The 26,850-nt window shown below is 75.2% G+C and carries 21 protein-coding genes; 13 read left to right on the top strand and 8 right to left on the bottom strand.

Annotated elements, in window-relative coordinates:
- Window positions 1-102: 102 nt before the first annotated feature.
- Window positions 103-1,296, bottom strand: a complete 1,194-nt coding sequence (locus tag ACGF5G_RS21700) for a hypothetical protein (RefSeq protein ID WP_393265330.1) — start codon at window positions 1,294-1,296, stop codon at window positions 103-105.
- 198 nt (window positions 1,297-1,494) lie between these two features.
- Here ACGF5G_RS21700 and ACGF5G_RS21695 point away from each other — a divergent pair, with 198 nt between their 5' ends.
- Window positions 1,495-3,510 (top strand): hypothetical protein, encoded by a 2,016-nt coding sequence (locus ACGF5G_RS21695; RefSeq protein ID WP_393265328.1) that lies wholly within the window; start codon window positions 1,495-1,497, stop codon window positions 3,508-3,510.
- A complete protein-coding gene (locus ACGF5G_RS21690) occupies window positions 3,510-5,300 on the top strand; it encodes a hypothetical protein (protein ID WP_393265326.1) in 1,791 nt (596 codons plus the stop codon). The genes ACGF5G_RS21695 and ACGF5G_RS21690 overlap by 1 nt, the downstream gene beginning before the upstream one ends.
- Window positions 5,301-5,325: 25 nt before the next feature.
- Here ACGF5G_RS21690 and ACGF5G_RS21685 read toward each other — a convergent pair whose 3' ends face one another.
- Window positions 5,326-7,173, bottom strand: a complete 1,848-nt coding sequence (locus ACGF5G_RS21685; RefSeq protein ID WP_393265602.1) for a hypothetical protein — start codon at window positions 7,171-7,173, stop codon at window positions 5,326-5,328.
- A 107-nt stretch (window positions 7,174-7,280) separates the two neighbouring features.
- Here ACGF5G_RS21685 and ACGF5G_RS21680 point away from each other — a divergent pair, with 107 nt between their 5' ends.
- Together ACGF5G_RS21680 and ACGF5G_RS21675 are read left to right on the top strand one after the other, a co-directional pair.
- Complete coding sequence (locus ACGF5G_RS21680) at window positions 7,281-8,564, top strand: PQQ-binding-like beta-propeller repeat protein (protein WP_393265324.1); 1,284 nt, start codon at window positions 7,281-7,283, stop codon at window positions 8,562-8,564.
- A 19-nt stretch (window positions 8,565-8,583) separates the two neighbouring features.
- A complete protein-coding gene (locus tag ACGF5G_RS21675) occupies window positions 8,584-9,861 on the top strand; it encodes a PQQ-binding-like beta-propeller repeat protein (RefSeq protein WP_393265322.1) in 1,278 nt (425 codons plus the stop codon).
- A 70-nt stretch (window positions 9,862-9,931) separates the two neighbouring features.
- Here the strand turns inward: ACGF5G_RS21675 and ACGF5G_RS21670 are convergent, their stop codons facing one another.
- Window positions 9,932-11,227: a peptidase C39 family protein gene (locus ACGF5G_RS21670; protein ID WP_393265320.1), complete on the bottom strand. Its 1,296-nt coding sequence runs from the start codon at window positions 11,225-11,227 to the stop codon at window positions 9,932-9,934.
- Window positions 11,228-11,376: 149 nt separating this feature from the next.
- Here ACGF5G_RS21670 and ACGF5G_RS21665 point away from each other — a divergent pair, with 149 nt between their 5' ends.
- The 4 genes from ACGF5G_RS21665 (at window position 11,377) to ACGF5G_RS21650 (ending at window position 14,303) form a co-directional block, all read left to right on the top strand.
- Window positions 11,377-12,045, top strand: coding sequence for a response regulator transcription factor (locus ACGF5G_RS21665; protein ID WP_350711019.1), 669 nt, complete (start codon window positions 11,377-11,379; stop codon window positions 12,043-12,045).
- Window positions 12,046-12,160: 115 nt separating this feature from the next.
- Window positions 12,161-13,342, top strand: a complete 1,182-nt coding sequence (locus ACGF5G_RS21660) for a HAMP domain-containing sensor histidine kinase (RefSeq protein ID WP_350711021.1) — start codon at window positions 12,161-12,163, stop codon at window positions 13,340-13,342.
- Window positions 13,343-13,509: 167 nt separating this feature from the next.
- Window positions 13,510-13,920, top strand: coding sequence for a VOC family protein (locus ACGF5G_RS21655; RefSeq protein ID WP_393265317.1), 411 nt, complete (start codon window positions 13,510-13,512; stop codon window positions 13,918-13,920).
- The gene (locus tag ACGF5G_RS21650; protein ID WP_393265314.1) at window positions 13,917-14,303 is read left to right on the top strand and encodes a VOC family protein; all 387 of its coding nucleotides are present in this window, start codon (window positions 13,917-13,919) and stop codon (window positions 14,301-14,303) included. Before ACGF5G_RS21655 ends, ACGF5G_RS21650 begins: the two co-directional genes overlap by 4 nt.
- 48 nt (window positions 14,304-14,351) lie before the next feature.
- Here the strand turns inward: ACGF5G_RS21650 and ACGF5G_RS21645 are convergent, their stop codons facing one another.
- The 4 genes from ACGF5G_RS21645 to ACGF5G_RS21630 all read right to left on the bottom strand — a co-directional run bounded on the left by ACGF5G_RS21645 (window position 14,352) and on the right by ACGF5G_RS21630 (window position 20,460).
- Window positions 14,352-15,317 (bottom strand): hypothetical protein, encoded by a 966-nt coding sequence (locus ACGF5G_RS21645; protein WP_393265311.1) that lies wholly within the window; start codon window positions 15,315-15,317, stop codon window positions 14,352-14,354.
- 161 nt (window positions 15,318-15,478) lie between these two features.
- Window positions 15,479-17,545: a 3-hydroxyacyl-CoA dehydrogenase NAD-binding domain-containing protein gene (locus tag ACGF5G_RS21640; RefSeq protein ID WP_393265309.1), complete on the bottom strand. Its 2,067-nt coding sequence runs from the start codon at window positions 17,543-17,545 to the stop codon at window positions 15,479-15,481.
- Window positions 17,546-17,600: 55 nt separating this feature from the next.
- Entirely contained in the window at window positions 17,601-18,797 is a 1,197-nt protein-coding gene (locus ACGF5G_RS21635; RefSeq protein ID WP_393265307.1) for a thiolase family protein, read from the bottom strand.
- A gap of 334 nt (window positions 18,798-19,131) precedes the next feature.
- Entirely contained in the window at window positions 19,132-20,460 is a 1,329-nt protein-coding gene (locus tag ACGF5G_RS21630; protein ID WP_393265305.1) for a ribonuclease D, read from the bottom strand.
- 208 nt (window positions 20,461-20,668) lie between these two features.
- On the opposite strand from ACGF5G_RS21630, the gene ACGF5G_RS21625 reads away from it, so the two are divergent.
- Together ACGF5G_RS21625 and ACGF5G_RS21620 are read left to right on the top strand one after the other, a co-directional pair.
- Window positions 20,669-21,871: a trypsin-like peptidase domain-containing protein gene (locus ACGF5G_RS21625; RefSeq protein WP_393265302.1), complete on the top strand. Its 1,203-nt coding sequence runs from the start codon at window positions 20,669-20,671 to the stop codon at window positions 21,869-21,871.
- A gap of 79 nt (window positions 21,872-21,950) precedes the next feature.
- On the top strand, window positions 21,951-22,751 hold the full coding sequence (locus ACGF5G_RS21620) for a hypothetical protein (protein ID WP_393265300.1): 801 nt from the start codon (window positions 21,951-21,953) through the stop codon (window positions 22,749-22,751).
- A 17-nt stretch (window positions 22,752-22,768) separates the two neighbouring features.
- Here the strand turns inward: ACGF5G_RS21620 and ACGF5G_RS21615 are convergent, their stop codons facing one another.
- Window positions 22,769-23,341, bottom strand: a complete 573-nt coding sequence (locus ACGF5G_RS21615; protein ID WP_357696526.1) for a DUF3000 domain-containing protein — start codon at window positions 23,339-23,341, stop codon at window positions 22,769-22,771.
- A 197-nt stretch (window positions 23,342-23,538) separates the two neighbouring features.
- Between ACGF5G_RS21615 and hemE the strand changes: the two genes are divergently transcribed.
- The 3 genes from hemE to hemQ are packed head-to-tail and all read left to right on the top strand — an operon-like array spanning window position 23,539 to window position 26,749.
- A complete protein-coding gene (gene hemE, locus ACGF5G_RS21610; protein WP_393265297.1) occupies window positions 23,539-24,636 on the top strand; it encodes a uroporphyrinogen decarboxylase in 1,098 nt (365 codons plus the stop codon).
- Window positions 24,637-24,641: 5 nt separating this feature from the next.
- Entirely contained in the window at window positions 24,642-26,051 is a 1,410-nt protein-coding gene (hemG, locus tag ACGF5G_RS21605; RefSeq protein ID WP_393265294.1) for a protoporphyrinogen oxidase, read from the top strand.
- Window positions 26,048-26,749 carry a hydrogen peroxide-dependent heme synthase gene (gene hemQ / locus ACGF5G_RS21600; RefSeq protein WP_357696520.1) on the top strand — a complete coding sequence of 234 codons (702 nt, stop codon included), beginning with the start codon at window positions 26,048-26,050 and terminating at the stop codon, window positions 26,747-26,749. The genes hemG and hemQ overlap by 4 nt, the downstream gene beginning before the upstream one ends.
- The last annotated feature ends 101 nt before the right edge of the window (window positions 26,750-26,850 follow it).

The following is a 26,850-nucleotide window of genomic DNA, read 5'->3' as shown; positions in this document are numbered from 1 at the left end:
GCCACCCTTGTGCCGCGAATGCCTTTTTGCCTGGGCAGGAAGTGCAAGATCGCCGGGGCGGGGCGGGGCGGGGCGGGGCGGGGCGGGGCGGGGCGGGGTGGGTCAGCGGCCGCCGAGGGAGCGGTAGTGGGTCTTCTCCGTCTCGGCCAGGCTGAACGTCTCCGAGCGGGTCGGCATCGGCACGACGACCAGGCCCGGCCGGTCCACCAGGCGCGGGGTCTCCGGCGGCGTCGACAGGGAACTGTCCCGGGTGGCCCGCCAGCTCAGCACCGCCAGCGGCTGCCCCGGCACCGGCAGCGCGTACGCCTGCAGCGGGCTGGACCGGTCGGCGGGGGAGAGCACCGGCGGGCCCCCGTCGGACGGGCGGTAGACCACCGCGGTCATCGTCCCGTCCGCGGTTTCCCAACTGAGCTGCTCCAGCTCCGCCGGCTCGCCGCCGCCGAGGGCGACCTCGCCCAGGGTGCGGACCGCCAGCTTGGACATCGGCCAGGACGACGGCGTGGAGCGCGGCGCGTCCCGGTCGCCGATGCGGCGGGGGACGCTGCCGAACGGGCCCTCCTCGCCGGCGAGCACGCAGGTGTCGAGGCCCTTGAGGGCCCGCTTGCCGGAGCCGCTCTCGTCCCGCACGAGCGGATAGCGCGGGTCGGTGGTGCCGGTGCCCAGGTCGAGCAGCCGGTCGGCGGACCGGCCCCGGGGCAGCGACTCGGTCGCCTTCAGCGTGGCGGTCACCCCGACGGCCCGGCAGGCCGGCACGTCCACCGGCTCGGTGAGGCCGTCGACGTTGCGCAGCGCGCGGCCGTCCGGCCCGAGCAGCCGCTCGACCCGGCTCGACGTCAGGTAGCGCCGGCCGGCGACGGTGTGCACGGGAAGCACGTCGGAGTAGACGAGGTAGCCGGGGTCGGTGTACTCGGCGGCGCGGGTGACCGCGTACCGGCCGCTGTCGACGGTGACCTGGAGCAGCCAGGACGCGCTCTCGCCGGGCACGTCGGCGGCCACCAGCACCAGCGGCGCGCCGTCCACCTCACCGGACCAGAGGATCCCGGACGTGGGCAGGTGCACCCGGTCCTCGGCCGGCGACCGCCAGTCGCGGACCGCGCCGGTCACCGCCGCGGTCACGGTGGCGTCGCCCGCGAGCGCGCCGCGCGGCGGCCACACCGCCAGGTCGCCGTCGAGGCTGTCGTACCCGACCCGCAGGTCGCCCGGCTGCCGGTCGGCGACCGGACCGCAGGCCGCCGCGGTGAGCAGCAGGGTCAGCAGTGCGGTGGCCGTGATGCCGCGCCGGCGGACTGGAGCCACCTGTACGCCCCCTCGATCGCCTCAGCCGTGGTCTACGGAAAGCGCCATAGTACGAGATGTCCGATCACCCGGACGCGGCACCTCGTCCGCCGACCGGCCGCAGGTCGCGCGCGGATCGCACGGCCGGCCGACACGCGCCACAGAGGACGCTGACGTGGTTTCAGGGCGAATGTCCCGCTCGGGTAGACTCCGCCGACTGTGACGCCTGCCGAGACCCGCGCCGAATCCTCGCCGGAATCCGACGCCGCCGCGGCCTCCGCGTCCGACCCCGAAGACGCCGGTGACCGTACGTCGAACGGCGGCGCATCCGTCCCCGCCACCCGGGCCCCGGCCGAGGCCAGCGGGCCGTCGGGCGCCGCTGCCGAGGTCGACGCCGCCGGAACGCCGTCGAAGCCCGTCGCCGGCACCTCGCCCGCGGCGGACGGTGGGACCGGGGCGCCGGCGGCGGACGGCGGGGCGGCCCCCGCCCGGCCGCGGCGCTGGGCCCGACGCCGGCAGGACCTCGTGGTCTTCGGCCTGTTCCTGCTCGCCGCGGTCTGGGTGACCAGTCAGATCTGGGTGGACCCGGCCGGCCGGGTGGCCTCGCTCTACAGCAGCGACCCGGCCCAGGTGCAGTTCTTCCTCGCCCACTCGGTACGCGTGGTGCTGCACGGCGAGTTCCCGTTCTTCACCGAGCAGTTCAACTATCCCGACGGCGTCAACCTGATGGCCAACACGGCCATCCTCGCGCTGGGCATCCCGATGGTGCCGGTGACCCTGCTCTTCGGCCCGGCCGTGACGTTCGTGGTGCTGGTCACCCTCGCCCTCGCCGGTACCGCCTCGGCCTGGTACTTCGTGCTCTCCCGGCACGTCGTGCGCAGCCCGCTGGCGGCGGCGGTCGGCGGCTGGTTCTGCGGGTTCTCGCCGGCGATGCTGTCGCACGCCAACTGGCACCCGAACATCATCTCCCAGTTCCTGCTGCCGTTCATCGTCTGGCGGGTGCTGGTCATCACCCGGTCCCGGCGGCCGTGGCGCGACGGTCTGCTGCTCGCCCTGCTGGTCACCGTCCAGGCGTTCATCAACGAGGAGATCCTGCTCTTCACGGCGTTGGCCTGCGGGGTGTTCCTGCTCGCCGTGCTCGCCCAGCGTCCGGCGCTCTGGTCGGCGGCCTGGCGGCCGCTGGCGAAGGCCCTGGCGACCTGCGCCGTCGTCGCCGGGGCGCTGCTGGCGTACCCGCTCTACATCCAGTTCGCGGGGCCGATGGCGTACCACGGGCTGAGCGACGCGGTCCGCGACTACGGCAACGACATCGCCGCCTTCTTCGCCCCCGGCTCGCCGACGCTCGGCGGCAACGAGCGCGCGAACATCAACCTCGCCCCGAACTACTCCGAGGAGAACGCCTTCTTCGGCTGGAGCCTCTCCCTGATCGCCGTCGGCATCGTGGCCTGGCTGCGGCGGGAGCTGCTGGTCCGGGCGCTCGCCGTGACCGGGGTCTTCTTCGCCGTGCTCTCCCTCGGCGAGCGGGTGTCCTGGTGGGACCGCGAGCTGGTCACCGGGCCGTGGGAGTGGCTGGTCCGGCTGCCGCTGCTCGACGCGGTGGTGCCGACCCGGTTCGGCCTCATCACCGGCGTGGTGATCGGCATCCTGCTGGCGCTGGCCGTCGAGCGCTCCCGGACGCTGCCGGTCGAGCCACGGACGCTGCGTACGCTCACCGTCGCCGGGCTCGTCCTCGCGCTGCTGCCGATCGCGCCGATGCCGCTGAAGGTCACCTCGCGCCCGCCGGTGCCGGACTTCATCACCGCCGACCGGTGGCGCGGCTACGTCGGTCCGGACCAGACCCTGGTGCCGATCCCGGTGCCGAACATGGGCTACACCCACGGGATGCGCTGGGCCGCGTCCACCAACCTCGACTTCAAGATCCCCGGCGGCTACTTCCTGGCCCCGCGCAACGGCAACACCGGCGACCCCGGCCGCTTCGGTGGCCGGCCCAGCGGTGTGGGGCAGTTGCTGGAGGAGGTCGCGTCGACCGGCCGTACGCCCGAACTGGACGACCGGCAGCGCCGCCGGTCCCTCGACGAGCTGCGGCACTGGCGGGCGGCCATCCTGGTGCTCCCGGTCGACCAGCACCACGCCGAGCCGCTGCGGCGCACCGTCGAGCAACTGGTCGGCCCCGGCCGCCGGGAGCTGGACGTCTGGGTGTGGGACGTCCGGGCGCTGACCGACCAGCCGGCCTGATGGCCGCCCCGACGGCGACCGGCACCGTCGACGCGGCACCAGCCCGGCGCCCGCGCCGGCTGCCGGCCCGCGCCGCCGACGCGCTGGTCGTGGCCGGCTACCTGGCCCTGGCGGTGCTGCTGACCGTCGGCCAGTGGGGGCGGCCGGGGCGGCTGTTCCACCAGGCGGGGGACCAGATCCTCTTCGAGTGGATGCTGGCCCGCGCGGCCCGGGCCGTGACCGGCCTGGAGAATCCGCTGTACAGCTCGGCGCTGAACGCGCCGGACGGCGTGAACCTGATGGCCAACACCTCGGTGCTCGGCCTGGGCGTGCCGCTGACCCCGGTCACCCTGCTGTTCGGCTCGCAGGCGGCGTTCCTGGTGGCGGTGGTCGGCTGCCTCGCCGGCACCGCGACCGCCTGGTACGTCCTGCTGTGCCGCCGGCTGGTCGACTCCCGGGTGGCCGCGGCCGTCGGCGGCCTGTTCTGCGGCTTCGCCCCGGGCATGGTCGCGCAGGCCGGGGCGCACCTGCACATGGCCGCGCAGTTCCTGGTGCCGGCGATCCTGGCGCTGGTGTTCCACCCCGACCCGCGCCGGTCGGTGCGGCACGGGGCGCTGCTGGGGCTGCTGGTGGCGTACCAGGTCTTCCTCGGCGAGGAGGTGCTGGTCTTCCTGGTGCTGGCGGCCGGGACGTTCGCGCTCGCGTACGCGGCGGCCGACCGGTCGGCCGCCCGCCGGCTGGCGCCCGCGCTGCTCGTGCGGCTGGGGATCGGCGTGGCGGTCTCGCTGCCGCTGCTGGCGTACCCGCTGTGGTTCCAGTTCTTCGGCCCGGGCCACTACCGGGGAATGCCCTTCCACGCGTACGGCTACCAGCTCGACGCCGCGTCGTTCACCGCCTCCGCCCGGCAGACCGTGTTCGGCGACGACCATCTGCCGGGCCTGCTCGCGCCGAACCCGACCGAGGAGAACTCCTTCTTCGGGCCGGGGCTGCTGGTGCTCGCCGTGGTGATCGTGATCTGGCTGTGGCGCCGGCCGTCGGTCCGCGCGTTGGCCGTCTGCGGGGTGCTGTTCGCGCTGCTCTCCCTCGGCGCGCAGGTGCGCCTGGGCGGCACGGCCACCGGCATCCCGGGCCCGTACCGGCTGGTCGCGGAGCTGCCGCTGCTCGACCTCGCGGTGCCGGCGCGCTTCCCGCTGGTCTGCATCCCAGTGCTGGGCATCCTGCTCGCCCTCTCCCTGGACCGCCTCCGCGCCGCGGCGGGGGCCGAACCACGGGCGGGCGGGGTGCCGGTGCGGCTGCTCTGGGGCGGGGCGGTGGCCGCCGCGCTGCTGCCGCTGTTCCCCACCCCGATCCGGACCGTGCCGGCCTGGCCGGTGCCGGCCTTCGTGGCCGAGGGCGGCTGGCGCGCGTACGTCCCGCCGGGCCGGACCGTGGTGCCGGTGCCGCCGGTGACCGGCGCCGGGGTCAGCCCGGCGATGCTCTGGTCGGCCCGCACCGGGCTGGCCTTCCCGACGCCGGGCGGCTACTTCATCGGCCCCCGGGCCGCCGACGACCCGGCCGCCCGCTGGGGCGCGCCGGATCGTCCCACGGCCGTGCTGCTGCGCCGGGCGGCGGAGACCGGCGAGGTGCCGGCGGTCACCGACGCCGACCGCCGGCGCGCGGTGGAGGACCTGCGCCACTGGCGTGCCGCCGTGGTGGTCCAGGGTGGACTGCACCACGGCGACCCGGTCCGGCGTACGGTCGAGGCGCTCCTCGGCCCCGGCCGCGAGGTCGCGGGCGCCTACGTCTGGGACGTGCGCCCGCTGGTGGGGTGACTGGTCAGCCTGGTGGGGCGACGGGTCAGCCGACCAGGGGACGGACGTCCCACAGCCAGACGTCGTCGACGCGCTGCGGCGGGCCGATCAGCGCGGTCATCAGCTCCCGGAGGACCGCCTCGCGCGGGTGCGCGCCGAGGACGACCACGGACGCCTTCCAGAAGCGCAGGTCCTCGACCACCTGGCGGCGGTTCTCGTCGGTGAGCGGCGGCACCTCGCCGGAGTCCATCGTGGCGTAGACCAGGGTGCTGGTCGGCCGGTTCGGCGCGCCGAAGACGCCCTCGCCCAGCTCGTTCGGCCCGATGAAGTAGCCGCCGGGGATGGGGAACGCGTGCTGCGTCAGGGCGCTCCAGCGCAGCGTGGGCAGGCCGTGCACGTTGCTCGGGATCGGCACCGGCACCAGGGTCCGGCCCGCCGGCACGTACGGGCGCCAGCCGCCGGCGGTGATGAAGTGCGGCGGGGGCTCGACGGGCTGTGCCGGCAGCGGGCGGGGGACGAGCGGCAGCACGGCGAGCGCGACGGCCGCGTACCCGACCGGCCGGAGCCAGCGGCGGCGCGGCCCGGCGCCACCGGCGGTGTCGTCGCCGGAGCGCGGCGCGGGGACCGACGAACGGCCGGCCCCGGCCACCGCGTCCCAGGCCAGGGCGAGCAGCACGCCGACCGCCGCCCCCACCACCAGGGCCAGCCGGGTCGGCATCATCATCTCGACCAGCGGCAGGTCGTCGGGGATGTACGACCACGGGCCGTCCGTCTCGGTCTCCACCCCGTTCAGGCGCACCTTCGGGCCGATCGAGGCCACGGTGAAGACCACCACCAGCACCGCCACGATCCGGGCCGCGAGCGACCGGCGGACCAGCAGCACCAGCGCCACCAGCGACAGCAACACCAGCGGCCAGCCGAACCAGGTGTTCTGCTCCGTCAGACCGATGGTCTTCTCCACCGCCTCGTCCCCGGCGACGGTGTCCCGGGCGAAGGTGACGAAGGCCGCCAGGTCCTCGCCCCAGTTGTGGAACACCCCACCCTGCAGGCCCCGGTAGGACTGCGGGCCGTTGAACTGGAACCAGATCGGGTAGGCCGTCAGCAGCAGGGCCAACCCGCCGCCCACGCCGAGCGCGGCGGCGAAGGTGCCGGCCACCGCCCGCGTCCGCGCCGGCCGCAGCACGGCGTACGCGACCACGGCGACCAGGCAGGCCAGCGCGGTCAGCAGCAGCATCTCCTCGTTGATGAAGATCTGGTACGCCACCAGCAGCCCGAGCACGACGCCGTTGCGCCGCCACCGGCCGGGCTCGCCCAGCCGGAACACCCGCAGCACGATGAGCGGCAGCAGGAAGTTCGAGACGAAGTTGGGCTGACCGTTGGCGTGGTGCACGATGCCGGGCGCGAAACCGAGGAACGCGCCGCCGACGAAGGCCGCCGCCCGGGAGCGCACCAGGTGCCGCGACAGCACCCAGTACGACGTGCCGGCCGTCGCGGCCAGCGCGGCGCCCAGGTAGAGCGCGTACATGACCTGCGGGCCGAGGAGCATGGTCAGCGGCGCCAGCGGCAGCGTCACCCCGAGCAGCGAGGTGTTCGCCATCATGTTCACCCCGTCCGGGGCGTTCTGGCGGGCGGTGAACAGCGGGTTCTCCAGGTGCCGCAACGAGTACGCGCCGTGCGAGAAGAGCCACTCGAACCAACTGTGGTCGGTGGGCAGGTGCGACGACACCCGGTTCTGCACGTCCACCCAGTAGTTCAGGCACACGAGAACGCCGAGCAGGACATAGGCTCCGATGGCCAGTACGTCGGCGCGGGCCGGCCTCCGCCGGGGCCGCCGCGACGGCTCGGCCGCGACGGGCGCGGAGACGGAGTTCAGCGAGGGGTCTACCACCGGCACAGCCACGACGCGCCATCGTACAGGCGCGGATGCGTCGCTTTTGCCGGGCCGGTGCCTCCCCGGCCGGTTTGCCGGCCGGCGCGGGGGTGTGACGGGGAGGACGGCGCGTGACGGTCATCGACCTCGGTGAGCGGCGGGAGGTCCCGCCGCCGGCCGGCCCCGGGCCGGGTCGGGCGGTCCGCCGCTGGGCACCCGCCCTCGTCGCCCTGCTCTGTCTGGCCGTGTTGACCGCCGCCGCGCCCCAGGCCGCGCACCCGCCCGGTGCCGTCGTCCCGGCCCGCCCGGACGCCGACGTCGTCGTCGCGGGCGACCTGCTGTTGGTGGTGGACCGCACCGGGCCCGGCGTGGCGCCCGGCCCCGGCCCGGCGCCCCGGGTGGCCGCTCATCAGCTGCCCTCGGGCCGTCCACTGTGGCACCTTCCGCTGACCGGGCCGGTGAGTCCCTTCCCCGTCGTGCGCGTCGGCGACGTGGTGGTGCTCGGCATGCCGGAGGAGCCGGCGGGGCCGCAGGTCGTCGGGCTCGCCGCCGCCGACGGCGCGGTGCGCTGGCGCGTCGACGGGCGGTTGGACGGCGCCACGCCGGCCGGAAACCTGCTCGTGTGGGGGACCGCCGGCACCCGGCCGGGGGCGCCGGTGCTGCGGTCGGTCGACGCCGCCAGCGGTGCGGTCCGCTGGACGCGGCGGCTGCCCCCGGGGGCCCTGCGCTGGTCGACCCGGGACGGCCGGGTGACGCTGCTGACGGTGCTCGACGGCGGGCGGCTGGAGCTGCGCGACCCGGACTCGGGCGACGTCCTGCACGCGGCGGCCCTGCCCGCCGCGGCCGGGCCGCCCGAGGTGCTCGGGGTCACCGACGACGTGGTCCTGGTGTCCGAGGGGCCCGCTGTGCTGTCCGCCTACGACACCGCCGCCCTGCGCCGACGGTGGAGCGTGCCGCGCGGCCCGTCCGCCCGGCCGTACGCCTTCGGTTGCGGCGTGGTGATCTGCGTCGGGGACGGCGGGCGCTTGCGGCTGCTCGACCCCGCCACCGGCAGCGCCCGCTGGCGCGCCGACGACTGGCCGCTGCTGACTCCCGTGGGCGATCGGCTGCTGGCGGCTGGCTATCCGCGCGGCGGTGCGGCGGAACACGTGCTGCTCGACGCGGCGACCGGTCGCCCGGTGCGGGAGCTGGGCCGCTGGCAGTTGGGTGACCTGGCGCCGTGGGAGGACCCCGCGGTCCTGCACCGTCGGCAGCGGGACGGGCGGGTCCTGGTCGCCCGGCTCGACGAGCGGGGGGACGGCATCCGGGTGCTGGCGGCCCTGCACGGTGTGGTCGGGGCGTGCGGCGCGTACGGGTCGCTCGTCCTCTGCCGCCGGGAGGGCGGCGCGTACGGGGTCTGGGAGCTGCCCGGATGACCGGCGGGGAGGGGCGGGCATGACCCTGATCGACCTCGGCGAGCTGCGCGACGGGCCGGACGGCGAGGCGCCGCTGCCCCGCTCGCCCCGCGCCGTCGGCCGGCCGCTGCGGGTGGCACTGGTGCTCGCGCTGCTCGTGGCCACCCTGGCCGGCGCCGCGCCGACACCGGAGCGGGTCTCGGTCGTCGTGCCGGCCCGCGTCGGGTCCGAGGCGTTCCTCGACGGCGGCCGGTTCTACGTGGTCGAACCGGCCGAGGGGGAGCCCGGGGGGACCGTCGAGGTGCGCGCCTACGCCCTGCCCGCCCGGACCCCCGCCGACGGGCGGGCACCGGCTCCCCTGTGGCGCGCCCGCCTCCTCGCGCCTGGCCGGTTCTGGCAGGTGCAGACCGGGCCCGGGGTGGTGCTGTTCTCGGTCACCGGGGACCAGAGCCTCGGCCAGACGATCGCCCTCGACCCCGCCACCGGCCGGGAGCGCTGGCGGCAGGCCGGCTACCACTGGGCGGACGTCGCCGGGACGCTGCTGATGCAGGACGCCGCCGCCCTGCGGTCCGTGGACCCGGCCTCCGGGCGGGCGCTCTGGTCGGTGCCGACGCCGCCCGAGGGGGTGCGCTTCGGCGTCCGCGACGGGCTGGTCGAGCGGTTCGTGCTGGTCACGGCCGACGGGCGGGCGGAGGTGCGCGACCCCCGCTCGGGCGACCTGCTGCACGCGGCGGACCTGCGCCTCGACGGGCAGCCCTCGTTCGGTCAGCCGACGGTCATCGACGACCTGTTGCTGGTCGCTCGGGCCGGCGTGGTGACCGCGTACGGGCTGGACGGGCTGCGACCGCGGTGGGCGGCGCGCGTGCCGCTGGTCGAGCACGTCGTCGACTGCGGCGAGTTGCTCTGCGCCGCCGGGCAGACCGGGGGCTTCCGTGCGCTCGACCCGACCACCGGCGCGCTCCGCTGGACCGCGGAGGGGTGGCTGGGGGTGCTGTCCGGGCGGGACGGGCGGCTCCTGGCGCTCGCGCCGGGGTCGACCGGGGAGCGGTTCAGCGTGCTCGACGCGGCGACCGGTCGGCAGGTCGCCGACCTGGGCACGTGGCAGCTGATGCCGTGGCAGGACGGCGGCCGGCTTCTCGCCGTGCGGCCGGCCGCATCCGGCGGCGGACTGGTGGTCGGCGAGTTGGACGTCGTGGCCGGCCGGTCCCGGGTGGTCGACCTGCTCAGGGACGCCTCCGGGGACTGCCGGGGCGGCACGGAGGCCGTGTTGTGCCGGCTGCGCACCGGCGAGTACGGCGTCTGGCGGTTCGAGGGCTGAGCCCGGGCACGCCGGATGGTCGTCCGGCCCGCGCCGCCGGGTTACCCGTCGGGCTGCTCCGGGTGCCGGGTCACCAGTTGGGCTGCTCCGGCGCCGGGGGCAGCGGCACGCCGGGCGGCCGGAGCACGTACGCCACCCCGCCGCTGCCGGCCTGCCAGGCGGCCTCGAACCGGTCCCGGTCGACGGTCCGGCGCACCGCGTCGTCGTCCGGGGCGTACGGGTCGTTGAGCACCGGCGCGCCGGTGTCGGTGAAGCCCACCAGCACCAACAGGTGCCCGGCGGTGTCGTAGTCCAGGCCGGGCACCTGGCCGGCGGTGAACGCGGCGGAGACGATCAGCGGGATGCCGGCCGCCACGAACGCCTCCGCCTCGGCCAGCGAGCGCAGCCGGGTGACGAAGGCGTCCACCCCGTGCAGCCCGGCGTACGCGGTGTTGAAGGGCCAGTTGCCGGCCCCGGCGTAGGCGTGGTCGTAGCAGTGCCGGGCGGCGTGCACCACCACCGGGCGGGGGCCGGCCGGGGCCACCCAGGCGTACCGGTCCGGGGCGGGGGCGGCGTCCCAGAAGGCGAGCACCATCGACGTGCAGGTGGGGCTGCACCAGGAGTCCCCGCCGCCGCCCCACTGCGGGTGCGCGCCGGCGTGCAGCCGCTGCGAGTAGCGCGGCACGTCCAGCACTGTGCCCCAGGCGGCCGGCGTCGTCCGGGCGGCACCGGGTGCGGCGGCCGGGGCCGGGGCGACTCCGGCGGGCCGGGCTTCCGCGCCGGGCGGGGCCGCCACGGATGGTGGCCCCTCGGCCGCCGGCCGGGTCGCCGCGGCCTCCGCGCGCGGTGCGGAGGCGACGGCCCCGACCGTACGCAGCACCGGCGTGGTGCCGGCGTCGGCGTCCGCCGGCCGGAGCAGGGTCACCCGGGCCTGCCAGCCGGTGACCGTCGCGCCCGTGACGAGCAGGGTGTCCGTGTCAACCCGGGCGTCGGCGTCGCGCTGCCCGGGCACGGAGGTGCGGCGGAACGCCTCGTCGTCGGCGGCCCAGTCGGCGAGGACGTACCAGCCGGTGGACGGGGCGTCGTCGTGCCAGCCGCGCAGCTCCACCCGCAGCCAGCAGCCGCCCGGGGTCTGCCCGGTCCACGAGGGAACCACGTCGCGGACGGCGAAGCCGGCCGGCACGGGCGGCGAGGTCCAGCTGCCCGCGGCGTACCGGCGGGTGCGGCCGTCGGCGTCGGTGTGGTCGAGCCGGTCGACCGGGTCGGCCAGTTCGAGCCCCCAGGGGACGGCGCGCAGCCCGGCCAGGACGCCCCGGTCCGCGTCGTCCGGCAGACGGAAGCTCCGGTAGGCGACGTCCCGCCCGGCCGTCGGCGCCGCGTCGGTCATGCGTCTCCCCGTCCGTCGCGAAGGTTGATGCCGGAAGCATCGCGTACGACGAAGGTTTTCTGCAACGGTGGCCGGCCCGGACGGCGGGTGCGGCGCGGGTTGGCGGCCCGCACTAGGTTGTCGGGTGGTCAGGGCGCGAGGAGGCCGGGATGCGGGTACTGGTGGTCGAGGACGAGCGCAACCTCGCCGACGCGATCGTGCGGGGGCTGCGCAAGCGGGGCATGGCGGTGGACGTCGCCTACGACGGTGACAGCGGCCACGAGATGGCGTTCGTCACCCGCTACGACGTGGTGGTGCTGGACCGGGACCTGCCCGGCGTGCACGGCGACCAGATCTGCGCGGACCTGGCGGCCTCCGGCGCGCTCACCCGCGTGTTGATGCTGACCGCCAGCGGCACCGTCGCCGACCGCGTCGAGGGGTTGCAGCTCGGCGCCGACGACTACCTGCCGAAGCCGTTCGCCTTCGACGAGTTGGTCGCCCGGGTGCAGGCGCTCGGCCGGCGGGCCACCCCGGCCGCGCCGCCGGTGCTGGAACTCGCCGATCTGGTGCTCGACCCGGCCCGCCGGGTCGCCACCCGGGGCGGGCAGCCGGTCGACCTGACCAACAAGGAGTTCGGCGTGCTCTGCGAGCTGCTCAAGGCGCGCGGCGCGGTGGTCTCCAGCGAGGAGCTGCTGGAGCGGGTGTGGGACGCCAACACCGACCCGTTCACCACCATCGTCCGGGTCACCGTGATGACGCTGCGCAAGAAGCTGGGCGACCCCCCGCTGATCGAGACGGTGGTCGGCGCCGGCTACCGCACGGCGGAGGTGGCACGGTGAGCGCGAGGAGTGAGCCGGTGTTGCGAGCCCCGCAGTCGCGAACGAAGGTGGCACGGTGAGCGCGAGGAGTGAGCCGGTTCTGCGAGCCCCGCGGTCCAAACCGAAGGACCCGGCCGTGCGGAGGCGCCTGCGGCCCACCCTGCGGCTGCGGCTGACCCTGCTCAACGGCGTGCTGCTGGTCGGCGCCGGGGCGATCCTGGTGCTGCTGGCCTGGCTGCTGGTCCGCGACGCGCTGCGCCCGACCGACGAGTTGCTCCCCGGCACGACCGTGGTGCTGGCCGACGGGCGGTCGCTGGACGCCGCGCAGTGGCAGCGGCAACTGGTCGACGCTGCCAGCACGGAGCTGCTGGTCAAGGGCCTGGTGGCGCTGCTGGCGATCAGCGTCGTCGGGGTGGCCGGGGCGTACGCGGTGGCCGGGCGGGCGCTGCGCCCGCTGCACCAGGTCACCGCCACCGCCCGGCGGCTCGGCGAGACCACCCTGGACCAGCGGATCGGCTACTCCGGCGCCGACGACGAGGTGGCCGAGCTGGCGAAGACGTTCGACGCGATGCTGGACCGGATCGCCGCCGCGTTCGAGGCGCAGAAGCGCTTCGTCGCCAACGCCTCGCACGAGCTGCGCACCCCCCTCGCCGTGATGCGTACCGAGATCGACGTGACGCTCAGCGACGACGAGGCGGACGCCGCCGAGTACCGCCGGATGGCCACGGTCGTGCGGGACGCCTCCGAGCGGGCCAACGGGCTGGTCGACGCCCTGCTGGTGCTGGCCCGCAGCGAGGCCCAGGCGGGCCGCCGGCTCGGCCGCCGCACCGAGTGCGACCTCGCCGCCGGCACCGCCAACGCCCTGTCGGCCGTACGCCGGGAGGTGGAGCGGATCGGGTTGCGGGTGCAGACGTCGCTGGAGTCCGCGCCGGTGGTCGGCGATCCGGGGCTGCTGGACCGGTTGGCCGGCAACCTGATCGAGAATGCGGTGCGTTACAACCACCTGCACGGCCGGCTCTGGGTGCGTACGGGCTCGGACGGGTGCCGGTCCTGGCTGGTGGTGGGCAACACTGGCTTCGAGGTGGACCAGGCCGACGTGCCGGGCCTGTTCGAGCCGTTCCGGCGCGGCGGCCGGGAGCGCACCGGCGCGCGCGGCTCGGGCCTCGGGCTCTCCATCGTCCGGGCGGTCTGCGACGCGCACGGCGGCACGGTCAGGGTGATCGCCCAGCCCGGCGGCGGGCTGGAGGTCACGGTGACCCTGCCGGCGGCGGAGGCCGCCCCGGCGGTGACCGCCGAGGAACCGGCCGCCGGGCGGTGACGCGGCACCGGGGGTTGCGGGTCGGGCCGGCCCGATGGAAGGATCATGGCGTCAGCCCGACATCCGGAGGGGGGTGCGTCGAATGTTCACCGTCATGATCTCCGCGCCCCGTCTCGCCGGCTGACCCTCACGCACGCGGGGCGCCTCCATCCGTAGCGGAGGAACCCGTGCATCCACGGATCCACAACATCAGTTTCGATTGTCACGACACCTACGCCCTGTCCGGCTTCTGGTCGGCGGTGCTCGGCTACGCCCGGCACGCCGACGACGCACCGGGCGACCCGGAGGCGGTCCTGCTGCCACCGGGCGGCGACACCACCCCGAGCGTGTTCTTCCAGCAGGTGCCCGAGGCCAAGACGGTCAAGAACCGGGTGCACGTCTGCCTGCAACCGGCCGGTCGGACCCGCGACCAGGAGGTCGAGCGGGTGCTCGGGCTCGGCGCGGTCCTGGTGGACGACCAGCGGCGCGCCGACGGTACGGGCTGGGTGGTGCTCGCCGACCCGGAGGGCAACGAGTTCTGCGTCCTGCGCGGGGCGGCGGAGCGGGCGGGCGCGTCGACAGAGGAGGAACACCAGTGAGCGCGACCATCCACAACATCGGCATCGACTGCCGCGACACGTACGCCCTGGCCGGCTTCTGGGCGCAGGTCTTCGACTGCCCCCGGCAGCCGGACGACTTCCCCGGTGACCCGGAGGCCATGCTGCTGCCCCCGGGGGGCCCGGAGGTGCTCTTCCTGGCCGTGCCCGAGGGCAAGACGGTGAAGAACCGCCTGCACCTCGACCTGGAGCCCGCGGACCGGACCCGGGACGAGGAGGTCGCGCGGCTGTTGGCCATCGGCGCCACCCACGTCTCCGACAACATCCGCCCGGACGGTTCGGGCTGGGTGGTGCTCGCCGACCCGGAGGGCAACGAGTTCTGCGTGCTGCGCAGCGCCGCCGAGCGGGCGGCCACGGCGGGCTGACGCGACAGGGGCCCGTCACCGGTGGTGACGGGCCCCTGCCTGCTCGGGTCAGTACTTCTGCTCGATCTGGCCGCGGATCTCGACGAACTCCGCCGCCGCGGCGGCCGAGGACGAGAAGAACATCACGATGATCCCGACGCTGCCGTGGTCGGCCCACGCGCAGACGCCCAGCGGCACGTCGGCGGACTCGCCGTCGCCGCACCTGGCCTCGCCGCCGTTCGGGCCCGGGGCGATGCTGGTCAGCCTCTTGACCGCCAGCTCCTTGGAGATCCCCTTGACCGCGTCGTCGAGTTCACGCTCGGGGTTGAGCACGAAGGTGGAGGCCGCGACCACCATGACCATGTCGCGCTCGTCGGCGCTGCCGTAGAAGGCGCCGGCCACGCCCGTCGCCTGGGGCACCGAGGACTTCAGTTCCCGCACCATGTCGTCGGCCAACTTCTTCAGCGTCGGCTCGGTGCTCTGCGGGCGGCCCGCGAGGGTCTCCGGCGTGACGACCCGGATCCGGGGGGTGGAACTGGTCTCCGGGGACGGGGTGGCCTCCGACGACGGCGTGGCGCTCGACGCCGGGGTCGCCGTCGCCGTCGGCGTCGGGCTCACGACCGGGTCGTCGTCGTCGGAGAGGGCGACGTAGCCCACGGCGCCCCCGCCGAGGCAGAGCACCAGCAGCCCGACGATGCCCAGGGTCAGGACCAGGTTGAGGTGCGACCGCGCGGGCCCGCCAACCGGCTGGGGCGCGCCGGCGTACTGCGGCGGGTAGCCGGCGTACGGGGCGGGTGGGAAGCCCTCCTGCGGCGTGACGGGATATCCGCCGTACGGCTGGGTGGGGTACGGGGCCGCGGGGGAGCCGGAGGCCGGCGCGGCGGACCAGCCGCCGTGGTGCGGCGGCTGCCCGCCCGACGGCGGCCAGCCCTCCGCCGGTGGCACGGGGTAGCTGTCCGGCTGCGGCGGGTGGAAGTCGTAGTGGGTGTCGTGCTCGTGCTGCCCGGACCAGGGATCGACCGGCGGTGAGGACATGGATCAGCTCCAGGCGACGTTGCGAACGCGTGATGGTAGCCAGCCACAACTGCGTCCCGCTATCCCCTTCCCGACCGGGCGGGCCGCAACGACGATCGCGGTGGCCGCCACCATCCAAGCCGGACGGGGCGACCACCGCGAACGCGGGGAGCGGGGTGGACTCAGGCGGGCAGGCTGGCGACCCCGCGCGGCAGGAACCGCTGGCCCGTCACCTGCTCCGAGGTGCCGGTCCGGTCCAGGTACGGCGTGACGCCGCCCAGGTGGAACGGCCAGCCGGCACCGAGGATCATGCACAGGTCGATGTCCTGCGCCTCGGCGACGACGCCCTCGTCGAGCATGAGCCGGATCTCCTGGGCCAGCGCGTCGAGCGCGTTCTGGCGCACCTGCTCGGCGGTGAGCGGCTGGTCGCCGACCACCAGCAGCTTCGCCACCTCGTCGTTGACCTGGTCGTCGACGACGATCGGCTGACCGGAGTCGGCGATCCGCTTGAGGTTCTCGCTGACCCCGAACCGGTCCGGGAACGCGGCGTGCAGGGTACCGCCCACGTGGTACGCGACGGCCGGCCCGACGAGCTGGAGCAGGGCGAGCGGGCGCATCGGCAGGCCCAGCGGGTCCAGCGCGCTGTTCGCCACGTCCAGCGGGGTGCCGGCGTCGACGGCCGCGAAGACGGTGCCCAGGAAGCGGGTGAGCAGCCGGTTGACCACGAACGCCGGCGCGTCCTTCACCAGCACCGAGGACTTCTTGAGCTGCTTGCCGACCGCGAAGGCGGTGGCGAGGGTGGCGTCGTCCGTCCGCTCGCCCCGGACGATCTCCAGCAGCGGCATCATGGCGACCGGGTTGAAGAAGTGGAAGCCGACCACCCGCTCCGGGTGCTCCAGCTCGGCCGCCATCGCGGTGACCGACAGCGACGAGGTGTTCGTCGCCAGCACGGCCTCCGGCTTGACGATCTTCTCCAGCTCGGCCCAGACCTGCTTCTTGACGTTCAGGTCCTCGAAGACCGCCTCGATGACGAAGTCGGCGTCCGCGAAGACGCCCTTGTCGACCGAGCCGCTGACCAGGCCGTACAGCTTGGCGGCGGTGCCCTTGTCCATCCGGCCCTTGCTGACGGCCTTCTCGATCTGGGTGTGCACGTAGCCGACGCCCTTGTCGACCCGGGCCTGGTCCAGGTCGGTCAGCACGACCGGCACCTGGAGGCGGCGGGCGAAGAGCAGGGCGAGCTGGCTGGCCATCAGGCCGGCGCCGACGATGCCCACCTTGGTGACCGGGCGGGCCAGGCCCTTGTCGGGCGCGCCGGCCGGCCGCTTGGCCCGCCGCTGCACCAGGTCGAAGGCGTACAGGCCGCTGCGCAGTTCCTCCGAGAAGACCAGGTCCGCCAGGGCCTCGTCCTCGGCGGCGGTGCCCGTCGCGAAGTCGGCGTCCTTCGCCGTCTCCAGCAGGTCCAGCGCCTTGTACGCGGCCGGGACCGCGCCGTGCAGCCGCTGGTCCAGGGTCGACCGGGCGAAGTAGAGCACGCCCGCCCACATGTCCTTGTCGACCTCGGGACGGGTCACGGTGACCTCGCCGCGGACCACGCCGGCGGCCCACTCCAGGGACCGCTCCAGGAAGTCCGCCGGCTCCAGCAGCACGTCCGCGATGCCCATCTCGGCGGCCTGCTTCGGCTTGAGCATCTTGTTCTGCATCAGCGGGTTCTGGATGACCACCTGGGTCGCCGCCGGGATGCCGATCAGGTTCGGCAGCAGCTGGGTGCCGCCCCAGCCGGGGACCAGGCCGAGGGAGACCTCGGGCAGGGCCAGCGCCGCGGCGCCGCCGGAGAGCGTCCGGTAGTGGCAGTGCAGGGCCAGCTCCAGGCCGCCGCCCATCGCCGCGCCGTTGACGAAGGCGAAGGTCGGGATCTCGCTGTCCCGGAGCCGGGCGAAGACCCGGTGGCCGAGCCGGCCGATCTCCAGGGCCTGCTCGCGGTCGGCGAGCTGCGGGAGGCTGGTGAGGTCCGCGCCCACGCAGAAGACGTACGGCTTGCCGGTGACCGCGATGAACGCCGGGTTCGCCGCCACGGCGGCGGTGATCGCCTCGTCCAGGCTGGTCAGGCCACCCGGGCCGAAGCTGTTCGGCTTGGTGTGGTCGAAGCCGTTGTCCAGGGTGATCAGGGCGGCCGGCCGGTCCAGCCCCGGTACGTTCACCTGGCGCAGCAGCGCCTTGGTGACGACCTCGTTCGGTGCGGCGAGGCTCACTGCGTCTCCTTCGTTCGCGACTGCGGGACTCGCAGGCCCGGCTCGTTCCTCGCGCTCACTTGTCTCCACCCTCCCAGTGCGGGTTCTCCCAGATCACGGTGCCGCCCATGCCGATGCCGATGCACATGGCGGTGAGGCCGTAGCGGACCTCCGGGTGCTCGGCGAACTGCCGGGCGAGCTGCGTCATCAGCCGTACGCCCGAGGAGGCGAGCGGGTGACCGATGGCGATCGCGCCGCCCCACGGGTTGACCCGGGGGTCGTCGTCGGCGATGCCGAAGTGGTCGAGGAAGGCGAGCACCTGCACGGCGAACGCCTCGTTCAGCTCGAACAGGCCGATGTCGTCGATGGTCAGGCCGGCGAGGCGCAGCGCCTTCTCGGTCGACGGGATCGGGCCGACGCCCATCACCTCGGGCTCGACGCCGACGAAGCCGAACGAGACCAGCCGCATGGCGACCGGCAGGCCCAGCTCGCGGGCGACGTCCTCGGAGGCGAGCAGGCTGGCGGTGGCGCCGTCGTTCAGGCCGGCCGCGTTGCCCGCGGTGACCTTGCCGTGCGGGCGGAACGGGGTCTTCAGGGTGGCGAGCTTCTCCAGCGAGGTGTCCCGGGGCGCCTCGTCCACCGTGGCCAGGCCCCAGCCGCCGTCGGCGTCGCGGATCGCCATCGGCACCAGGTCGTCCTGGAGCTTGCCGTTGGCGTACGCCTTCGCGGTCTTCTGCTGCGAGGCGAGCGCGAAGGCGTCGGCGCGCTCCTTGGTGACGTGCGGGACGCGGTCGTGCAGGTTCTCCGCGGTCGCGCCCATGACCAGGGCGGACGGGTCGACCAGCTTCTCCGCGACGATGCGCGGGTTGGGGTCGACACCCTCGCCCATCGGGTGACGGCCCATGTGCTCGACGCCCCCGGCGATGGCGACGTCGTACGCGCCCATGGCGATGCCGCTGGCGACGGTGGTCACCGCGGTCATCGCGCCGGCACACATCCGGTCGATCGCGAAACCGGGGACGGTCTTGGGTAGGCCGGCCAGCAGGGCGGCCGTGCGGCCGATGGTCAGGCCCTGGTCGCCGATCTGGGTGGTGGCGGCGATGGCGACCTCTTCGACCCGCTCCGGCGGCAGCTGCGGGTTGCGGCGCAGCAGTTCGCGGATGCAGCGGATCACCAGGTCGTCGGCGCGGGTGTTGGCGTACATGCCACCCGCCTTGCCGAAGGGGGTGCGGACGCCGTCGACGAAGACGACATCCCGGACTTCACGGGGCACTGGAGCCTCCTTTTCGACCATGATTCGGCCTCCGCGCCGACAGGCGGCACGGCGGACCGAATGAAGGTCGCCGGCACGGGCGTGTTCCCCCGGATGCTACTCGCCAGTAACCACCGCCGGCACCCACCCCCATGTGGCCAACCCCACACCACCCCCACCCCCGGTCCCCACCCCCCACCCCACCCCCACCCGGTGCGCCGCGTTGATCATGAAGTTGTTGTTCGACACGCCGGGGGCGGCGACAACAACTTCATGATCAACGGCGAGGGTGACGGGGGAGGGACGGGGGGAGGGACGGGGGGAGGGAGGGGGAGGGGGAGGAGGGGGGTGGGGGTCAGGTGCGTGGGGGTGGGTCGGTTAGGGCCTCGGTGAGGTCGGGGAGGAGGAGGTTGATCTGCCACTCGCGGGCGTTGAAGCCGCGCAGCGTCTCCGCCACGGTCTCCTCGGTGACCTCCTCGGGAGGGACCCAGGCCAGGCGGCGGATCGAGTCGGGGGCGATCAGGTTCTCCGGGGGCAGGCGGTGGGCCCCGGCGATCCGGACCACCACCTCCCGGCACCGGGCCAGTCGGGCCGCCGCCACCGGGTCCCGCTCGGCCCAGCGGTGCGGCGGCGGGGGACCCTCGACCGTCGGGGCGACCGGCAGCGCGTCCTCCGGCAGTTGCCGGGCGTCGTCCAGCGCCGCCAGCCAGGTGCGGGCCAGCCGCCGCACCGAGCGGCCGCCGAATCCGGGCAGGGTGAGCAGGGTCTTCTCGTCCTTCGGGTCCAGCTCGGCCGCCGCGACGATGGCCGAGTCCGGCAGCACCCGCCCCGGGGCGGCGTCCCGTCGGGCCGCGATCTGGTCCCGGGCGTACCAGAGGGAGCGCACGCGCGCCTGCGCGCGCGCCCCGCGCACCCGGTGGATGCCGGAGGTGCGGCGCCACGGCTCGGCGCGGACCCGGGGCGGCCGGGCGCCGGTGCGCACCAGCGCGGCGAACTCCTCCGCCGCCCAGGCGGACTTGCCCTGCCGGGTCAGCTCCTCGTCGAGAGCGTCGCGCAGGTCGACCAGCATCTCCACGTCCAGCGCCGCGTAGGTGAGCCAGGACTCCGGGAGGGGGCGGCTCGACCAGTCGGCTGCCGAGTGGTGCTTCTCCAGGCTGTAGCCGAGTAGCTGCTCGGTCAGCGCGGCCAGGCCGACCCGCTCGAACCCGGCCAGCCGGGCGGCCAGTTCGGTGTCGAAGAGCCGGCGCGGGCGCAGCCCCACCTCGGCCAGGCAGGGCAGGTCCTGGCTGGCCGCGTGGAGGACCCACTCGGCCTCGCCGATCACCTCGTCGAGGGCGGTCAGGTCGGGCAGCGGCAGCGGGTCGATCAACGCCGTGCCGGAGCCGGCCCGGCGCAGCTGCACCAGGTATGCCCGCTGGCTGTAGCGGTAGCCCGAGGCCCGCTCGGCGTCCAGGGCGACCGGGCCGGTGCCGGCGGCGAAGCGGGCCACGACCTCGGCGAGCTCGTCCGGCGTGGCCGCCGGCTGGGGTGTGCCCTCGCGCGGGGCGGTCAGCGGAACGGGCCCGTCGGCGTTCGGTTCGGTACCCGCGTCCTCCGGCTCCGGCCGGGCCGACGGCGGGTGGTGCGCTTCGTTTCCCGTACGGCTTTCGGCGGCCCGACGGCGCAGGGGTGGTTCGTCGGTCACCTGACAACCCTAGTGCGCGACGCGATCCGACGGGTGCAGCCGGTCCGGTGCGTGTCGATCGGACGGTCGGACGGAGCCTCCCCCCGGCCGGACATCGGGGAAGACAAACCCCTTTCGCGCAGGTACGGTCCATCGAGCCGTTTGCGCCGGTACGGCATCATCAGGCCCCGGGACACCGCGGGGCGGCTACGGGGAGGGCAAGGCGATCATGACTGCTGGCTACGGGTCGGCGGACACGGGTCCGGCGGGGCCGGGCGACGGGAGCTACCGGCCGGGGCCGCTGCCGCCCCGGATCGAGCCGCCCGCGCCGGCGTACCCGCAGAACGTCCCGGGACAGGCCCCCGCCGCGCCGCCGCGGACGACCTGGTCACCGCCGCAGCAACAGGGCCAGTGGGGCGCCGCCCCGGTCGCCCCCGCCGGCTGGGGGCAGGGGGGCGCGCCGTCCGCCACCCCGACAGCCCCCGGCGGCCCGACGTCCGCCGGGGCAGCCCCGGGCACCGGCTGGCCTCCCGCCGCCGGCCAGGCATCCCCGGGTGCCCCCGGGCAGCCGCCCGTGCCCGGCCAGCCGCCGGCCGCCGGGCCGGCCCAGCCGTACCCCGCCGGTCCCGTCCAGGCGGGCGCCGCGCCGGCCTCCCGGGGCCGCTGGCTGACCGTCACCGCGCTCGTGCTCGCCGGCCTGCTGGCCGTGGTGACGGGCGTGCAGGCGTACCAGATCCACCGGCTCTCGGACCGGCTCGGCGACACCGACCGCCGGCTGGACGCGGCGCAGGCGGGCGACGGGACCCGGCTCGACGGGCTGGAGGGCCGGGCCGAGGCGCTGGAGAAGCAGGCGGGCGCCGCGTTCAACCCGGAGGCCGTCGCCAGCGCGGTGCTGCCCAGCGTGTTCCGGGTCCGGGCCGGCAACTCCACCGGCACGGCGTTCGCCATCGGCAAGCCGGCTGCCGGCGGGGGCACCAACCTGTTCACGAACTACCACGTGGTGGAGTCGGTCTGGGAGGCCGGCGAGCGGGAGGTCTTCCTGGAGCGCACCGACCAGCGTTTCCCGGCGACCATCGTCAGGGTCGACGAGGCGAACGACGTCGCCCACCTGCGGACCACCGGCAAGTTCACCGGCCTGGTCGCCGCGCCGGCCGCGGTGAAGTCCGGGCAGCAGATCGTCGTCGTCGGCGCGCCGCTCGGCCTGGAGGACAGCGTCACCACCGGCGTGGTGAGCGCCTTCCGCGAGGCGGGCGGCGGCCAGGGTCCCGTCATCCAGTTCGACGCCCCGATCAACCCCGGCAACTCCGGCGGCCCGGTGATCAACGGCAGCAAGCAGGTGGTCGGCATCGCCACCGCCAAGGCCCGCGACGCCGAGGGGATCGGCCTCGCCGTGCCGATCAAGGTCGCCTGCGACGGTTTCAAGATCTGCTGACCCGGTCAGCACCCGACCCGTACCCACCCGGCCCGGCGGACCATGCTCCCCGGACCAGCTCACGTGGAGGAAGAACGACATGTCCCAGCCACCGACCGGGCCGGGCGGCTACCCGCCGTACCCGCCGCAGCCGCCGGCCGCGCCCGGTCAGCCGCCGTCGGGCGGCGTCCCGCACGGCACCACCTACGGCACCCCCCGCCAGCACACCCCCGAGCAGGCCGTGCCGCAGCAGTACGGCACCCAGCCCGCCGGGTCCTCCGGTTACCCGCAGTCCGCGCCGCCGGCCGGGTCCGGCTACGCCCCGGCCGGCACGCCGGCTGCCGCGCCCCAGGCCGGCCAGGTCTCCGTCCCGCCCGCCTTCGGGCAGCCGATGTCCGTGCCCCCGGCGTCCGGGCCGGCGTACGGGCAGCCGATGTCGGTCCCGCCCGGGGCCGCCCCGCCCTTCGGCGCCCCCGCGCCGGGTGCCGGCAAGAGCCGTAAGGTGCTGGTCCTGGCCGTGGTGGCCGGGCTGCTCTTCGTCCTGGGCGGGGTGATGACCGGCCTGTTCGTCAGCACGAGCAGCGAGCTGGACCGCACCGAGAAGAAGATGGCCAGCGAGGTCAGCCAGCGCGACGGCACCATCGCGGCCAACGGCAAGGAGATCGAGAAGCTCAAGGCCGACCTCCAGACGGTGAAGGACAAGCTGGACGACACCGAGCAGGACCTCACCGGCACCCGCAACGACCGGGACGAGCAGGCCCGGCAGAAGAAGGTCATCGCCAACTGCCTCGACAAGCTCACCACCGCGCTCGGCGCGGCGGCGGCCGGCAACAAGGCGGCCTACGACAAGGCTGTCCAGGGCATGGACAAGATCTGCAACGAGGCCGAGAAGTATCTGTGAGGTGACCCGTCGCGGGGTCAGGCCGCGCCGGCGGGGCGACGCTCCGGCAGCGCGGTCACCCCGGGCGGGGGCAGCCCGGCGGTCGAGGCCAGCAGCGCGCACCAGGCGAGCAGATGCGGGGCGAGGTCGTCGTCGACCGGCGTCCAGGAGGCGCGGATCTCGATGTCGCCGGCCGCGGGGGGCCCGGCCAGGTCGCCGAACCGGGTCGACATGGTCTGGGTGATCGTGCCGCCGATCGCGGTGTGGCCGGCGTCCTGCGCGTCCAGGGCGTCGGTCAGCCACGTCCAGCCCACCCCGGGCAGCAGCGGGTCGGCGGCCAGGTCGACCTCCAGCTCCGCCGTCACGTAGGTGACCAGCCGCAGGGTGCCCCGCCAGGCCTCGTGCCCGGCCGGGTCGTGCAGCAGGATGAGCCGCCCGGAGGCCACCTCGTCGCCGTCGCGCACGACGGTGGCGGAGAGCGCGAAGGCGTACGGGGCGAGGCGCTGCGGCGCGCCGACCTCCTCCAGCACGATCTCCGACCGGGGTGCCGCGGACCGCAGCCCGGCGACCGCGCGGGCGAAGGTCTCCGGGAGCGCGATCGGGGGGGCCATGCCGGCAGCCTATGCCCGGCAACCCGCCGCCGCCGGAAACGGCACGCCGGGAGGCGGCCCTCCCGCGGCCTGCGTGCGACGGCCCGGCGGGCCGGGGAAGCCCCGCCGGAGGCGCCTCCGTCCGGGCGGGCTGACGGGGGTCACAAAAGGCGGCGCTGCCCGCTGCCGCGAGCGTGCCGCGTGGCACGATGGCCGCGATGACCACCACCACGACGGGCGACGACGCCCGAGACGAAGACACCCGCTCCGGCGGACCGGCCGACTCGCCCTTCGTCCGGGCCTGCCGGCGTCGGCCCGTCCCGCACACCCCGGTCTGGTTCATGCGGCAGGCCGGCCGGTCGCTGCCGGAGTACCGCGAGATCCGGGCCAACGTGGCGATGCTGGAGTCCTGCCGCCGCCCCGAGTTGGTCACCGAGATCACCCTCCAGCCGGTACGCCGACACGGGGTGGACGCCGCGATCCTGTTCAGCGACATCGTCGTGCCGGTCGCCGCCGCCGGGGTGGACCTGGACATCGTGCCCGGCACCGGCCCCGTGGTGGCCGAGCCGGTGCGCACCCTGCCCGACGTGGAACGGATCCGGCCGATCACCCGCGACGACGTCTCCTACGTGGACGAGGCGGTCCGGCTGCTCGTCGCCGAGCTGGGCGACACCCCGCTGATCGGCTTCGCCGGCGCGCCGTTCACCCTGGCCAGCTACCTGGTCGAGGGCGGCCCGTCGCGCACCCACGCGAAGACCAAGGCCCTCATGTACGGCCAGCCGGAGCTGTGGCACGCGCTCTGCCGCCGCCTGGCCGAGGTGACGCTGGAGTTTCTGCGGGTCCAGGTGGCCGCCGGGGTCTCCGCGGTACAGCTCTTCGACTCGTGGGCCGGCGCGCTGTCCGAGGCCGACTACCGTCGCTTCGTGCTGCCGCACTCGGCCGCGGTGCTCGCGGGGCTGGCCGACGCGGGCGTGCCCCGGATCCACTTCGGGGTGGGCACCGGCGAGCTGCTCGGCGCGATGGGCGAGGCCGGCACCGACGTGGTCGGCGTCGACTGGCGTACGCCGCTGGACGTGGCGACCCGCCGGATCGGCCCGGACAAGGCCGTGCAGGGCAACCTCGACCCGTGCGTGCTGCTCGCGCCGTGGCCGGTCGTCGAGGGCGAGGTGCGGCGGATCCTGGAGCAGGGCAGGGCCGCGCCCGGGCACGTGTTCAACCTGGGGCACGGCGTGCTGCCGGAGACCGACCCCGACGTGCTGACCCGGGTGGTGGCCCTGGTGCACGAGCTGTCCGCCCAGCCGGCGGACCGGGGCTGAGCGGCATGCGGGCACCATGGCGGGTGGCGGTGGTCGGCGGCGGGATCGCCGGGCTGGCCGCCGCGGTCCGGTTGCGCGACCGCGCCCCCGCCGACACCGAGATCACCGTGTACGAGCAGTCCGGCGCGCTCGGCGGCAAGCTGCGCACCGGCGAGCTGGCCGGCTCGGCGGTGGAGTTCGGGGCGGAGTCGTTCCTGATGCGCGACCCGGCCGGGGGCGAGTCCGCCGCCGTGGCCCTGGTCCGCCGGCTCGGCCTGGGCGAACAGATCGTGCACCCCACCGTCGGGCAGGCCGCGCTGGTGGTCGACGGCGCGCTGCGCCCGATCCCGGGCGGCACGCTGGTGGGCGTACCGGGGGATCTGGAGCGGGTGACCACGGTCGCGCGCCCGACGGCGGACGCCGACGTCGACGCCGGCCGGCCGCTGCTCGGCGCGGACGACGACGTCTCGGTCGGCGCGCTGGTCCGGGCCCGGTTCGGCGACGAGGTGGCCGACCGGCTGGTCGACCCGATGCTCGGCGGCGTCTACGCCGGCCGGGCCGACGACCTCTCCCTGGTGACCACCATGCCGGCGCTGGCCCGGGCCGCCCGGGTGGAGCACACCCTGGTGGGGGCGGTGCGTGCCGCGCAGGCCGCCGCTCCCCGGTCGCCGGGTACGCCGGTCTTCGGCACCCTGGCCGGTGGGCTCAGCACGCTGGTCCAGGCCGCGGCGGCGGCGAGCGGGGCGACGATCCGGCGGGACGCGGCCGTGCGCGAGCTGACCCCGACCGGGGCGGGGTGGCGGCTGACCGTCGGCCCGACCCGCGACCCGGAGCTGGTCGACGTCGACGCCGTGGTGCTGGCCGTGCCGGCCCGGCCGGCGGCGCGGCTGCTCGGCGCTCCGGCGCCCGCGGCGGCCGAGCGCGTCGGCGAACTGGACTACGCCAGCGTCGCGCTGGTCACCCTCGCGCTGCCCGAGCCGGAACTGCCCGAGCTGTCCGGCTTCCTGGTGCCCAACACCGAGGGGCTGCTGATCAAGGCGTCGACCTTCTTCACCACGAAGTGGGGGCACCTGCGCCGGGCGGACGGGCTGGCGCTGGTCCGCGCCTCCGTCGGCCGGTACGGCGAGGAGCGGCAGGTGCAGCGCACCGACGAGGACCTGGTCGCCACCGTGCACCGGGAGCTGTCGGCGGTGCTCGGCGTGCCGCTGCCCACCCCGGTCGCCGGGCACGTGCAGCGCTGGGGCGGGTCGCTGCCGCAGTACACCCCGGGTCACGCCGACCGGGTGGCCGCCGCGCGGGCGGTCCTGCGGGCGCAGCACCCGACGCTCGTCCTGGCCGGCGCCGGGTACGACGGCGTCGGCATCCCGGTCTGCGTCCGCTCCGGTGAGACGGCGGCCGAAGAGATCATCACAGCACTGGGAGGATCGGGGACATGACCGAGCAGACCAACGCGGCCCGGCTGCGGGAGCTCAACGCCAGCATCCGCTACACCATGTGGTCGGTGTACCGGGCCAGCAGCCCACTTCCGTCGCTGCGCGAGAACGTCACCGGCGAGGTCGAGACCCTCTTCGAGGAGCTGGCCGGCAAGGACGTGGTCGTCCGTGGCACGTACGACGTCTCGGGCCTGCGCGCCGACGCGGACCTGCTGATCTGGTGGCACGCCGCCTCCAGCGACGCCCTCCAGGACGCGTACCTGCGGTTCCGTCGCACCACCCTGGGGCGGGCGCTCACCCCGGTCTGGTCCCAGATGGCCCTGCACCGGCCCGCGGAGTTCAACAAGAGCCACATCCCGGCGTTCCTCGCCGGCGAGGAGGCCCGCTCGTACGTGTGCGTCTACCCGTTCGTCCGCTCCTACGAGTGGTACCTGCTGCCGGATGCCGAGCGGCGCGAGCTGCTCGCGGAGCACGGCAAGTTGGCCCGTGGCTACCCCGACGTGCGGGCCAACACGGTCGCCTCGTTCGCGCTCGGCGACTACGAGTGGATGCTGGCGTTCGAGGCCGACGAGCTGCACCGGATCGTCGACCTGATGCGCGACCTGCGAGCCGCCGGCGCCCGCCGGCACGTGCGGGAGGAGATCCCGTTCTACACCGGCCGCCGCCGCTCGGTCGCCGACATCGTCAACGGCCTCGTCTGACGTAGGGCCCGAGACCGACCCGCACCGCGCTGTCGAGCTGCCCCGCCGGGTGGGGCGGCGGCCTTTCCGGCGCTGGTCTCACCGGTGGGGCAGCTCGACAG

The sequence above is a fragment of the Micromonospora sp. NPDC047730 genome, assembly GCF_043204765.1.
GTDB lineage: Bacteria > Actinomycetota > Actinomycetes > Mycobacteriales > Micromonosporaceae > Micromonospora.
Note: the sequence above shows the minus strand (reverse complement) of the source record. Positions and strands in the feature narration are given on the sequence as shown.

Bases quoted from the DNA above. Each gene is read 5' to 3' on its own strand.
- ACGF5G_RS21645 (WP_393265311.1), bottom strand. From the start codon at position 15,317: ATGTCCTCACCGCCGGTCGATCCCTGGTCCGGGCAGCACGAGCACGAC.
- hemQ (WP_357696520.1), top strand. From the start codon at position 26,048: ATGACCGAGCAGACCAACGCGGCCCGGCTGCGGGAGCTCAACGCCAGC.
- ACGF5G_RS21615 (WP_357696526.1), bottom strand. From the start codon at position 23,341: ATGGCCCCCCCGATCGCGCTCCCGGAGACCTTCGCCCGCGCGGTCGCC.
- hemG (WP_393265294.1), top strand. From the start codon at position 24,642: ATGCGGGCACCATGGCGGGTGGCGGTGGTCGGCGGCGGGATCGCCGGG.
- hemE (WP_393265297.1), top strand. From the start codon at position 23,539: ATGACCACCACCACGACGGGCGACGACGCCCGAGACGAAGACACCCGC.
- ACGF5G_RS21625 (WP_393265302.1), top strand. From the start codon at position 20,669: ATGACTGCTGGCTACGGGTCGGCGGACACGGGTCCGGCGGGGCCGGGC.
- ACGF5G_RS21670 (WP_393265320.1), bottom strand. From the start codon at position 11,227: ATGACCGACGCGGCGCCGACGGCCGGGCGGGACGTCGCCTACCGGAGC.
- ACGF5G_RS21665 (WP_350711019.1), top strand. From the start codon at position 11,377: ATGCGGGTACTGGTGGTCGAGGACGAGCGCAACCTCGCCGACGCGATC.
- ACGF5G_RS21690 (WP_393265326.1), top strand. From the start codon at position 3,510: ATGGCCGCCCCGACGGCGACCGGCACCGTCGACGCGGCACCAGCCCGG.
- ACGF5G_RS21620 (WP_393265300.1), top strand. From the start codon at position 21,951: ATGTCCCAGCCACCGACCGGGCCGGGCGGCTACCCGCCGTACCCGCCG.
- ACGF5G_RS21675 (WP_393265322.1), top strand. From the start codon at position 8,584: ATGACCCTGATCGACCTCGGCGAGCTGCGCGACGGGCCGGACGGCGAG.